The following is a 12,510-nucleotide window of genomic DNA, read 5'->3' on the forward strand; positions in this document are numbered from 1 at the left end:
GCCGCGTGCGCCTGTGGCTTCGGCGTGGAGGGCGGCCAGTCCGGCGACGTGGGGCGTGGCCATGCTGGTGCCGCTGATGGTGTTGTAGCGGGTGGGCATGGGCCAGCTAGAGTATATGTCTACGCCAGGAGCCGCCAGGTCAATCTGCCCGCCGTTGCGGTTGATGCCGCCGTTGGAAAAGGAGGCCATCTTCAGGTTGGGGCGCAGAGCGGCGATCGCCATGATCGAAGGGCAATTCGCCGGATGGCTGACGGGCACAATCACGCCAAACTGCCGGAAGCTGTCGTTACCCGCCGCCGCAATGATCAAACTGCCGCGCCGCAGGGCCCGCCGACCCACGTTTTCGTATACCGCAGAATGGTTCTGACCGGGCAGCACCATCGCCCCCAGCGACATAGAGATGATCTGACATCCGCTGGCGATCGCCCAGTTGATGCCCGCCAAAATGCCGCCGTCTGCGCCGCTGCCCTCATTGCTCAGCACCTTGCCTGCATAGATTTCGGAATTATAGGCCACGCCGTAGCGCGGCAAAATCTCCGGCAGCTTCGACCCGCAGGCCGTGCCAATGCAGTGTGTGCCGTGACCGTTGCCGTCCTGCACCTCTTCTCCTTCGATAAAGGACTTGCTAGACACTGCCCGCCCCACAAAGTCGGGATGGGTCAGGTCAAAGCCCGTATCCAGCACGGCAACCTTTAGCCCCAGCCCGCTATATTGCGAGATGCTGGCTTTCGTTACGTCCAGCCCCCAGGTGATGGAGCCATCAGCAACGGCCCCGCCGCGACCCAGCACCGACTCCGCCTCTTGCTCTTTCGGCAGTAGCCGAGCGACCAGATGATTTACCGCATCCCGATAGCCCTTGAGGTAGTCCACAGGGATTGTAATCATGTCCGTCTCTGCAAATCCGGGTGGCGCGGGCAAATAGCCATCGGGATCGGGGTCTTCGATCGCCCGCACGACCCGCTCCGGTTCGACTGCAATGACCGAGCCACCGCGCATGGTCGCCGCATTCAGCGCTTGCGCCTGACCTGGCTCCATTGTCACCACTGCCACTCCCAATTCGTCAAAGACAAGCGACTCTTCGCTGGCAAGCTGTTCACCACTGGGGGAATGGTCGCGAAAGTCCGCAGAATGGGCAAAATGGCGAATCCCCGCCGAATCGTCCATCGCACGGAGTCCGTCATCAATATTGTCGGTATCTAGCAGGACGAGATACCTGCCAGTGGTTTCGGGCTGTCCTGACGAGGAATAGGGGCTGTTTCCGGATGTCGTCATAGGGTTGATGTCTCATGTCACAGCTACCTTGAAGTCTACGCCGCCGAGTTTAAGGATTTCGGAGGGTTCCGGATCTTCTTAACGATTCCCGAAGAAGGGCGGAATGGGGGGATGGCGGGATGGAGTGATGGGAAAGATGAGTAAAGATGCCAAACTCTCCAGTCCTCAAGGCTGAACCGATATGACCCACCTCCCCATGCTTCTGGTTTATTTCCGTCTGGCGATCGCCCCTTTTCTGCTTTGGGATGCCTTCGATGGCTCGGTCACGCCCTGGTTCTTAGCGGGCTACATTGCCGCATTTCTATCGGACATTTTCGATGGGGTGATCGCACAGCGGCTGGGCGTGAGTACGGCGGCCGTGCGGGCCGCAGATAGCTGGGCGGATGTGACGCTGTATCTGTGTCTGGCGGTGGCAGCGTGGCGGGTGCATCCAGACATCCTCACGGCGTTTCGTAGACCGCTGCTGGCGGTGGTGGCAGCGCAGCTTCTCTGGTGGGGGGTGAACCTGGCCAAATACGGCAAGCCCGCTAGCTACCATACCTATTCTGCCAAGCTGTGGGGAATCACGCTCTTTGTCGCCAGCATTGCACTGTTTGGTTTTGGACAAGGCGGGCCACCGCTGGCGCTGGCAGTGGCAGTGGGGCTGGTGCATACGGTCGAAGAAATCGCCATGACCCTGATATTGCCCACCTGGCAGCACGATGTCTTGAGCTTGTCCCATGCGCTGAAGCTGCGGCAACAGTTGGGGTAAGCTTTGGAAGGCGAGAGATGAGAAGATAAAGGAATCAGGGGCCTGGTTCCAATATGTCCGAATCTCCGAATTCAGGGCTGTAGATTGGGTCAGGTTAGCTGTCGATGGGTCAGGTTAAAGGCTTCTGTTTGTTAGCAAGAATGCGGAATAGGGCACTCTGGCTAGGTGCTATTTGGGGTAAAGCGTTATAGAGTAAGGGTGCGATCGCCTTCCATGTCAGGGTTCAGCCCAAGGGTTCAGCCCAAGGCTTCTGCATTCCAACGCTGCATCCCTGCCCGCCCCTTCATGTGCTGTTGACCTTTCTGCCGTCCACCCTACTGTGTACACACAGGTCTTCTAGGCTTGAGCTACGATGCTTCGATCCCCCTAACCCCCCTTAAACAAGGGGGGGAACTGATCCCCCCTACCCCCCTTAAACAAGGGGGGAATCGAACCCGGAGTGACTCGCAGCAGGGAGAACTAGATCGGAAGTCCCCCTTGATAAGGGGGATTCAGGGGGATCTTTCGGAAGTCCCCCTTGATAAGGGGGATTCAGGGGGATCTTTCAGAACCTGACGCAAAAAATCGAGATGTGTGTATACAGTGGCTGTTAATGATGGATATTACCCCCTTCTCCTCCAAGTTCTAAAAGTCTATGGTTGAGCCTGCTGGTTTCGGTTTGCCCCTACCCGAAGACTGCTTTTGCCAGCTTTTTGAGCGCTCTGCCGATGCCATTTTGCTGATCGATGGTGACGTGTTTATTGACTGCAATCCAGCGGCGATCGCCCTGCTGGGTTGCACTGACAAAGCGCAAGTGCAATCGCTGCATCCTGCCCTGCTCTCACCAATGGTGCAGCCCGACGGACGACCCTCGTTTGAAACGGCAAATGAGATGATGGCGATCGCCCTGCGACAGGGCAGTCACCGATTTGAATGGATGCACCACCGCATGAATGGGGAAGACTTGTGGGTGGAGGTATTGCTGACGGCGATCGAGTGGCAGGGGCGCACCATTCTGCATGCAACGTGGCGAGATATTGGCGATCGCCTCCAGCTAGAGGCTCAGCGTCAGGAGGTCGAGAAGGCATTGCAACGAAGTGAACAGCGGATGCGGCTGGCGCTCAAGGCAGCGCAAACGGGCATCTGGGAATGGAATATTGCAACGGATCATCTGGAACACTTCAGCGACGAAGCGAAGCATCTGTTTGGACTGACGGATGAAACCTTCGATGGCACTTGGGCGACCTGCGCGAAGGCGATTCACCCAGAAGACGTGATGCGGATTGAACGGGCAATCGAATCGGCGATCGCTGGCACAACCGCCTATGCTGCGGACTATCGAGTGATCTGGCCCGATGGCTCCATTCACTGGCTGGCGGGTCGGGGCGATGTCCTGTGGAGCGAAGACGGCAAGCCCCTGACCATGGTGGGCACGGTGCAAGACATCACGCCGCGCAAGGAAGCAGAAGAGGCTCGCCGCCACAGCGAGGAGCGCTTTCAGGCATTTATGGATCACAGCCCGACGGCCACCTGGATGGTCAGCTACGACGGGCAAATGCTCTACATCAACCAGACCTATTTGAAAATGTTCACCCTGCCGACACCGGATGTGGTGGGCAAGTCGCTGTTTGATCTGTACCCGGAGGAGGTCGCAGCAGAATTTTTGCATAACGTGCAAACGGTTATTCACAACCGCCGCCTGCTGGCCACGATCGAGCCGATTCCGCTGCCGGATGGCACGATTGGCGATTCGCTGGTCTACAAATTTCCCATGTCGGACGGGTCGGGACAGCAGGTGGTGGGCGGCATTGCCATCGACATCACCGATCGCAAGCGGGCAGAAGAGGCAATTCAGGACTACGCCGATCGCCAAACCCTGCTGAACCAGCTTGCCCACCAGATCCGCAATTCTCTCAACCTGGACACGGTACTTGAAACCACCATTCAGGCCGTGCGGAACCTGCTGGAAATCGACTATTGCGGCTTTTGCTGGGTGCTGCCCGAGGCCGACACGCCGCACTGGGAGATTGTGCAAGAAGCCAAAAACGACCATGCGCCCAGCCTGCTGGGTGAGTATCCCCTGCGGCTGGTTGGCGACAACGTGGTGCAGCAGTTGATCCAGCAGCAGATGGTTTGGGTAGACGACACGGCCCAGTGCAGCGACCCGGTTTTTCAAGCGCTGCTGACGGAATCGGGGGTGCAGTCGGTGGTGCTGATGCCGCTGCGAACGCATTCTCAGCGAATCGGCTGTCTGATTGGCGACCACTTTCAGCAGGTGCGCCCGTGGACTGAGCGAGAGCGCGATTTGCTGCAATCGGTGGCCACTCAACTGGCGATCGCCATTGACCAGGCCGAACTCTACGCCCAGAGCCGCGCCCAGAGCGAGGAGCTGCAACACGCGCTGCAAGAGCTTCAGCGCACCCAGGCGCAGATGGTGCAAAGTGAAAAAATGTCGAGCCTGGGGCAACTGGTGGCCGGCATTGCCCATGAAATCAACAACCCGGTGAACTTCATCCACGGCAACCTGGCCCATGCCCGCAACTATGTGCAGGATTTGCTGGAGCTAGTGGATCTGTATCAGCAGGAATATCTTGAACCCACGCCCAAAATTACCCAGTATGCCGAAGAAATTGATCTGGAGTTTCTGCGCGAAGATTTGCCCAAACTGCTTGCCTCAATGCGAGTGGGAACCGAGCGGATTCACGAGATCGTGCGATCGCTCCGCATTTTCTCCCGGCTAGACGAAGCGGAGTCCAAGCCCGTAGACATCCACGACGGCATCGACAGCACGCTGATGATCTTGCACAACCGCCTGAAGACGCGCCCTGGCCGCGAAGAGATTCGGGTGATCAAGGAATACGGCTCGCTGCCACCTGTCGAGTGCTATGCAGGTCAACTCAACCAGGTGTTTATGAATATCCTGTCGAACGCCATTGACGCGCTAGAAGAACGCGACCAGCAGCGGGCGATCGCCGACCAGCAGGCTGAACCCAGCACCATTTGCATCAAAACCCAGGTCTTGCCCGATCATCAAGTCAGCATTCACATCATCGACAACGGCCCAGGAATGTTGCCCAGCGTTAGGCAGCGCATCTTTGACCCATTTTTCACCACCAAGTCCGTCGGCAAAGGCACAGGCATGGGCATGTCCATCAGCTATCAAATCGTCACCGAAAAGCACGGCGGCACGCTGGAATGCTTCTCGGAACCAGGACAGGGCACCGAGTTTGTGATTCAAATCCCAATCTCCCAGGCGATCGCAGAACTCTCCTAACCCATTCCTCCCTCTTCCCTCTTCGTTCTTCCTTCTTCCCTCTTCCCTCTTCGTTCTTCCCTCTTCGTTCTTCCTTCTTCCCTCTTCGTTCTTCCTTCTTCCCTCTTCGTTCTTCCCTCTTCGTTCTTCCTTCTTCCCTCTTCCCCCTCCCCTCACACCCCGTCCACCCCGGCCACCCCAAACTGTATCAAAAAACACAAAACACCCTCTCCCTTGGGGATAATATGCTACGCGCAAGGGGGTTTCCAAGGTTGACTAGGTTTAGGGACACGAGTTGCTGATCTCTGCTGTTGGCGATCCAGCGATCCATTGTTCGTGCTTCGCTGTTATTTATCAGGGCGCGGGGGCAAAGCTCTTGCGCTTCTCTGTTGTTCAATAATCTCTGAAATAGACCTGCAATAGACCCCTGCAATCACTGTTACTAGGAGCACTGGCGTTCATGGTTGCGACTTCGAGGGCAGACGGTGAAACGTTTCGATTAAGTTCATTTTTACTCAGCGACGGGCCCGCAGGGTTTCTGCTGAGTTGGGTGGCAGGGTTTGTGGATACCTCAGCATTTATTATTCTGTTTGGCATTTTCACTGCCCATGTCACAGGCAACATTGCGCTGGCAGGGTCGTCCTTTGTGGCATCGGACGAAGGCAGCACGGTGACGCGGCTGCTGATGCTGCCCATCTTTATGCTCACGGTGGCCATCACGTCACTGGTCGCTCGGTTTGCACGGGGCAAGAAGTGGCCGGTGTTTGCGGTGCTGCTGACTCTAGAGGCGATCGCCCTCGCGGTGTTTCTCGTCGTGGCGACAAGCCTCTCCCCCTCTCTGCTTGTAGACGTGCAGGAAGATCTAATTTTCCCCATCGCGATGGCCGGTGTGGTGGCAATGGCGATTCAAAACGCGCTGATGAAAGAAGCCAAAGGCGTATTTAAGAGCTACATTCCAACTACCGTGATGACGGGCAACACCACACAGATCACCATCGATATCGTGCAGTACATCGTAGGTAAGCTAACGATGCACAAAAACCCCCAGGCTAGCCAGGAGGTAGCCGAAGCGGTTGAACGGATGGGCCGCGTTTTTCCTGTCATCCTGGGGTTTGCGCTGGGTGGCGCGTCGGCGGTTTATTTTGTCATGGTTTCCGAAACTTGGTGGAGTTTAATCATTCCGCTGATTATCATTTCTGTGATGGCGATCGCCGCCTTTAGGGAACATGCCCAAGCCTCTTCCCCTGCATAATCTGAACCTGCACCATCTAAACCTGAACCCTACTTGATTGCTTTCTCGCATTTACGGATACACACAGCTTCATACACTGGTGTAATGCTGATGGGTGAAGAAGAGGGTTTTCCGTTACTAGCACAATGTTGATTAAAGCTGATTTAACTTAAAGCTCAACGACTTAAAGCTAATTGACTTAAAGTTGATTGACATCAAAGAACTGAATCAGCCTGATTCTCTCAAACAAGAAGGACATATCCGATGAGACGTGCGTTTCTGTCTTTAGTAGTTTCCCTAATCATGGGGTTGAACCTTTTATTGGGAAGCGCTGCCCATGCCTTTCCGATTTCCCAGTTTTCGATTTCTGATTTATTAAAAGCGTTTCCGGGTCTAACGCAAACCAGCGATTTGGATTTGACCGAGTCTCAAAAAGAGCTGTTGCAACAGCTCAATGAGGAAGTTCTCCCCCAGCTTGCTGCTGTTTTGCGCCCCGACCAGATTGATCAGTTTGCCGCAGAAATTGCAGGCGGCGACAGCCTCCGCAAGGCCTTCAAGTCACTGACCCTGACACCAGAGCAAAAGTCTGAGCTTGCCAGCCTGATCAAGGGCCTCCCCAAGAGCGACTTCTTCGCCACCCTGACCCCCGAACAGCGCACCGAGTTTTTCATGCGAAAGAAGGGGCTATTCAAACCATCTATTGAAGAGATCACTGAAAAGATCAAGTTCGGTTTGAAGAAGAAGGAGATGTTTGCCCCGACTGCCGAAGAAATCGCCGAGAAAGTGAAGGCAAAAGGGATCACTCCTGGTAAAGATGGTGTCGCGCCAACGGCTGACGAAATTGCTGAAAAAATCAAGATTGGTTTGAAGAAGAAAGAAGAGTTTGCGCCTTCTCTAGAGACGATTACTGAGAAGATCAAGCAGAAGATCGAGGCGGTTTCCGAGTAATTTTTCTCTGGTTTTTGATCTAATTTGTTGGGTGTATCCCACTTTTTTAACCCTCACCCTAAATCCCTCTCCCAAAACGGGAGAGGGACTTTCAATCCGACTCCCCTTCTCCCTTTTTGGGAGAAGGGGTTGGGGGATGAGGGCGAATTTGCAGAACTGGGATGCGCCCAATTTGTTTACCTCAAACTTCATCTTTGTTTACCTCAAACTTCATCAGGGCTGTATGGATTGGGATTTCCCACCATACAGTCCTTTGCTTTAGTTACGTTTTGAGGCAACGTGATGAATTTGCTGCGCTCCTACATTCACTGCGCTCTATTCACCACGCTCGTACACTCACCCCGCATGAGTGTAGCGCTCCCAATTCCCATTTTCTGAGACGAAACAGCACTCGGTAGATCGACAATACCAGGGTTGTCAAAACCAAGGTTGTCAGATCTGTACCGAGTGCCATTCTCAATGAGTGGACTGACCTGAGACAGGTACTTTACCTAATGCATAACCAGCAGATGCATAACTAACAGATACCTAATAGCGGATCTGGAGCGTGACGGTTGTTTGCACTTCCTGTTCTCCACCAATCACAGGCGTAGGCGCAGCAGCGGCAGAATCCATTGCCATAGACTGGCGTAGAATCGGCATCGGCGGGGGTGCAGAGGCGTGGTTGATCTGCACACCGACAATTTCCTGACGGCGCAGACCTAACGCTGCCAGGACAGTATCCGCCTGGGACTGGGCCTGCTGCACGGCTTCGCGCAGAGCGACCTGCTGGGCCTGGGCGATCGCCTCATCTGAGGCCACAAAGCTCACGCTATCGATGCGGCTGGCCCCCGCTTTTACGGCTTCATCTAGCAGCCCGCCGGCCTGATCGGTCGGCACACGGAAGCTGACGGTGTTCGTGGCTGTGTAGCCCACGAGCCGCTGCTCGTTGTTGTTGTAGTTGTAGACCGGGGTGAGGTTGATGCCTGTGGTTTGCAGCTTATCAACCTGGCGCGATCGCAGCAATTGCACCACTGCATTTGACCGACGCGCCGCGTCCTGCTGGGCCGCTTCTGCGGTTGCCCCCCGCACTTCCACCCCCAGGTTGACCTGGCTGAGCGTGGTGGGGATAAACTCGTTCCCTGTTCCCGTTACCGTCAACACGCGCGTCATCACTTCGTTCGCCATCACTGGATCGGGGTTTATCGGCATCAGGCTCAGCCCGCCCACCGCCAACAGCACCGCCGAACTCAGCCCAAAGGCGGTGCGCGTCAGTCTGTTCGGTTTCATCGCCGCTTTTATCATAGAAGGCATCGCGGGTTTCATTGCTATCATCTCCTCATAGGAATGAATTTAAGGATGCTCCTACTTTGGCACTGCTCAGGAGATACGGTACGTTCAGTTACACTTTTTGATACCCCATCTTTTGAAACCTAGCCGACTGACCTGATCGAGGCGGAAGCAGGATCGCCACGCCTGCTGACAGAAATCGAAGCCACCAGAGTCGATTGGTGAGTCGGACTACTGCGATTTTGGCGCTTCGCCTTTGGGCAGAGATGGAGGAACAGAATATAGGAGCATAATATTAAGATGGGCGATCGCCCTCGTTCAGTCCCATTTGCTGACGCACGCTCTGACGAAATGCCTTCGCGGCTGCCAGTGGATTGGGATTGCGAACGCATTCACTCAGGAATTCCACATCCAGTTCAGGCAGCAATTCACTGTGCTGAACTAGCTCATAGCCAGCCGTTTGCAAAAATGATTCAGGAATCTGTTCGCGGAGATGGTAGATCGAAAAGCGATCGCCCTGCCAAAACCAGACTTCTGAAATACCCAGCCGCCGAAACCGTTCTAGTCGGTTCATCCCGCTGCTGGTGACGATGACTTCGATCGCCAAATCTGGAATCTCCTTTTCGCTGCCAATGCAATAGCTCTCGTCTGGCTCTAGCCCAACCTGCTGCTGTGCCTGGCGAAAGGTGGTAGACCCTGTGGGGAAATATTCAATTTCTGCTTCCAGGAAATAGATTTCCAGCAGCGTGCCAATGCGGGTTTTTCCAGACTCATGCCGACGGCTCGGTGCCACAATTTCTAAGACTCCATCCAAGTAGTTCACCCGGTAGGCGAGGCTGTCGCCCCGTTCTGCCAGCAGCGTTTCATATTGCGCCCAGGAGACGTTGGAGATGAGCCGCTGTTCTTCCGGATCTTCGATTTGCCAATGGGTTGCCAGGTCGTCGAGGAGTTGCATGACGGAGTTGCGATTTTGGATTTTAGATTTTGGATTTTGGATTTTCGATTTTTGGGGGCGATCGCCCTGGATTGGTAATTATCAAGCATTATCGTGAATTATCGCTGAGCATTTTGAAACATCTGCCGCAGCCAGTCCCAGATGGCGAACACGGGCTGCATGGCTTCGCCCAGGCTGACTCCAGTGATTCGCATTAGCACAAACAGCAGCACCAGGATAATCGCCACATTGATGGCAAGCCGGATTGCCTTGGTAATCAAGGAAAACACCAGCATCAAAATGAGAACGGCGATCGCCGCTGTGATTAACGTCTCCACGTCGTTTTAGCCTCCGAGCGCTTGCTTGCTGCTTCCACCATACTCAGAAACGGAGTTGGAAAGGGCAACTCTGCCCAGACGGGCGACCGCCGGAGCTTATCGCAAGTGCGTAAATCCTGAGCCAATACTCAATCCAATACTCCTAATGGCAATCATTGAAACCTAAATACCAATCTGGCTCCCCACCTGAGATACGATGATGTATTGTGTTTTGCGGTTTCTAGCGTTTATCTCAGCGGGGGGATGTGGCATGACGGCGACCCAGATGGCTCCGGGATTTTGTGAAGGGATTCAGTATTTTGGTGAAACGCTGCCGGGATTCGAGACCTACGGGGCTACACCTGCCATCGCTGAAGGGGCAAGGGCGATCGCCACGCCAACAGACCCCGCCGCTGTCTTCCAAACCCTGCTTTATGCTGACGCGCTGCGCTACCTGACGGTGCAAATCTGCGGCAGCAAAGGATCTGGACACCCCGGCGGCTTTGCCAGCCAGGCCGAAGCGTATGCCGCACTGGTGATGCTGGGCTACAAAAACATCGTGACGGAGGTGGGACACCACGCGCCAGGATTCTATAGCGCCATGTTCCTCGATCGCTCTCTGGAGGATATGGGCATTACCACGGTGCAGCAAATGCGCGATCGCTTCCGGGAGCGGCACGGACTGTTGGGCCACCTGTCTGGCTTTATTCCCGGTCTGCTGGCTCCGGCGGGGCCCCTGGGCCAGGGGCAGCACTTTGCAATGGCCGGGGCGTTGCTGTATCCCGACACGCTATTTCCCTTTACCATTGGCGACGGCGGGCTAGGCGAACCCTACATCATGAGTTCGTTTATGCACTTCCACACAGCCTTCCCCGGTTCTACCAACTTTTTGCCTGTGCTGGTGTGGAATGGCTTTTCGCAAGAACACCACAGCATGGTGTCGCTGAAAACCAACGAGCAAATGCTGGCCTACTGGCATGGGCATGGCTTTGACGAAGTGGTGCTGGTGGATGCGAAGGACTTCGATGATCAGGATCAGCCGGGAGATTATGTCGATAGCACGGCTTTCTCCTTGAAGCAGCGTCTCGCCTTTACCCAGAGCGTGCTGGTGGGTGTGGACGAAGCAGCCCGCTCTGCCCTCAGCGGCAAGCTGACCGCGTTTATCATCAAGCAGCTCAAGGGCGCAGGAGTTCATGCCCGCGGCGCAAAGTCCCACAATCTATACCCCAAAGACACGCTAGATGCGCCCCACATCATGGATGCGCTGAAGACGCGATCGCTCTCCCCTGAAGCTTGGGCAATCGTGCGGACGAACTGCGAGCGGGCGGGGGGCGGCCCGGCATCGAAAACAGTGGTCACCGAGTTTGAGCGTCCCCTGCCGGATCTGGGGCCGCTGCCGCTAGAGGAATTTCCGGTAGGGGGCGACCCCAAGGTTTCGACTACGGCAATGGGCAAGCTGGTGGGGCATGTGGGAACGAGCGATCGCACGTTTCTGGTCACCAATGCCGACGGCAACGAGGCATCGGGCATCGCCAACATCAACCAGGCGCTAAAGATCATTCACCCCACCGAAGACCCGCTCTATAACCAGGCTCCCACGGGTCAGGTCTATGAGCCGCTAAGCGAGGATGCTTGTGCGGGTCTGGCAGTTGGGCTGTCGCTGTTCGGCGGGCGGACGCTGTGGTGTTCCTATGAATCGTTTGCCATTAACGGGTTGCCGATCTGGCAGACGGTAACGCAGGCGATGGCCGAGCTACGCCGCAAAACGCCTGCGACCATTACGCTGTTTACGGCAGGGGCGCTAGAGCAGGGGCGCAACGGCTGGACGCACCAGCGCCCAGAAATTGAGGCCTACTTTGCCGCCATGATGCGGAATGGGAATGTATTTCCGCTGTTTCCACCCGATGCTAACAGCGTGCAGGCTTGCTACGAATGGGCGCTGTCGCAGAACAACAAAGGTGTGGTGATTACCGCCAGCAAGTCGCCGCTGCCGATTCGCACGACGTTTGACCAGACGCGGCAGGCATTGGAACAGGGGGCGATCGCCCTTCATTCCAGCAGCGGCAGCAAGACTGTCGTGTTTGCGGTGGTAGGCGACATGATCCTTTTGCCCGTATTCGACGCAGCAAAGCTTTTAGAAGCCCAAGGCTTGGGGGTGCGGATCGTGTCGGTCATCAGTCCCCGTCGCCTCTACCGCCCCAGCGATACCCTATGGGACATCTGCTCCGAGCCAGATGGTCATTTCCTGGACGATGCTGGATTTGAACACCTGTTTGGCGGCGATGCGCTGATCGGCGTGACGGGTGGAGCCAGTGCCATGCTGGAGCCAGTGATGCTGCGCTCAACCAGCAAGCGCGATGTGTTTGCCTGGAAGCGCGGCGAAACCACTGCCAGCGCTGGAGAACTGATGGCGCTCAACGGCATTACGGCTGAAGCTCTGGCTGCACGGGCGATCGCGCTAGCCTAATCGCGCTAGCCTAATAGGATGTTTGAAAAGTCCCACTGTTTGTGGCAAAGCGTGCAAGATCCCCCTAAATCCCCCTTAAAAAGGGGGAC

The 12,510-nt window shown here is 55.8% G+C and carries 9 protein-coding genes; 5 read left to right on the forward strand and 4 right to left on the reverse strand.

What is annotated here, in order from left to right; translation table 11 throughout:
- The coding region (locus IGS51_RS01455) for a S8 family serine peptidase (RefSeq protein ID WP_297075101.1) at positions 1 to 1,272 on the reverse strand (1,272 nt) is incomplete at its 3' end.
- A 196-nt stretch (positions 1,273 to 1,468) separates the two neighbouring features.
- Between IGS51_RS01455 and IGS51_RS01460 the strand changes: the two genes are divergently transcribed.
- The 4 genes from IGS51_RS01460 (at position 1,469) to IGS51_RS01475 (ending at position 7,434) form a co-directional block, all read left to right on the forward strand.
- Positions 1,469 to 2,023: a CDP-alcohol phosphatidyltransferase family protein gene (locus IGS51_RS01460; protein ID WP_297075103.1), complete on the forward strand. Its 555-nt coding sequence runs from the start codon at positions 1,469 to 1,471 to the stop codon at positions 2,021 to 2,023.
- Between the two features lie 634 nt (positions 2,024 to 2,657).
- The gene (locus IGS51_RS01465) at positions 2,658 to 5,276 is read left to right on the forward strand and encodes a PAS domain S-box protein (RefSeq protein WP_297075105.1); all 2,619 of its coding nucleotides are present in this window, start codon (positions 2,658 to 2,660) and stop codon (positions 5,274 to 5,276) included.
- 439 nt (positions 5,277 to 5,715) lie between these two features.
- The gene (locus tag IGS51_RS01470) at positions 5,716 to 6,507 is read left to right on the forward strand and encodes a YoaK family protein (protein ID WP_172355709.1); all 792 of its coding nucleotides are present in this window, start codon (positions 5,716 to 5,718) and stop codon (positions 6,505 to 6,507) included.
- Positions 6,508 to 6,750: 243 nt separating this feature from the next.
- Complete coding sequence (locus IGS51_RS01475) at positions 6,751 to 7,434, forward strand: hypothetical protein (protein WP_297075109.1); 684 nt, start codon at positions 6,751 to 6,753, stop codon at positions 7,432 to 7,434.
- A gap of 528 nt (positions 7,435 to 7,962) precedes the next feature.
- Here the strand turns inward: IGS51_RS01475 and IGS51_RS01480 are convergent.
- From IGS51_RS01480 to IGS51_RS01490, 3 genes are all read right to left on the reverse strand, one after another.
- Entirely contained in the window at positions 7,963 to 8,703 is a 741-nt protein-coding gene (locus IGS51_RS01480) for an SIMPL domain-containing protein (protein WP_297075111.1), read from the reverse strand.
- A 295-nt stretch (positions 8,704 to 8,998) separates the two neighbouring features.
- On the reverse strand, positions 8,999 to 9,658 hold the full coding sequence (locus IGS51_RS01485) for a Uma2 family endonuclease (RefSeq protein WP_297075113.1): 660 nt from the start codon (positions 9,656 to 9,658) through the stop codon (positions 8,999 to 9,001).
- Positions 9,659 to 9,756: 98 nt separating this feature from the next.
- Positions 9,757 to 9,975: a hypothetical protein gene (locus IGS51_RS01490; protein WP_297075115.1), complete on the reverse strand. Its 219-nt coding sequence runs from the start codon at positions 9,973 to 9,975 to the stop codon at positions 9,757 to 9,759.
- A gap of 250 nt (positions 9,976 to 10,225) precedes the next feature.
- On the opposite strand from IGS51_RS01490, the gene IGS51_RS01495 reads away from it, so the two are divergent.
- Positions 10,226 to 12,421, forward strand: coding sequence for a phosphoketolase (locus IGS51_RS01495; RefSeq protein WP_297075118.1), 2,196 nt, complete (start codon positions 10,226 to 10,228; stop codon positions 12,419 to 12,421).
- Positions 12,422 to 12,510: the final 89 nt, after the last annotated feature.

The sequence above is a fragment of the Thermoleptolyngbya sp. M55_K2018_002 genome, assembly GCF_015295965.1.
Taxonomy (GTDB): Bacteria; Cyanobacteriota; Cyanobacteriia; order Elainellales; family Elainellaceae; genus Thermoleptolyngbya; species Thermoleptolyngbya sichuanensis.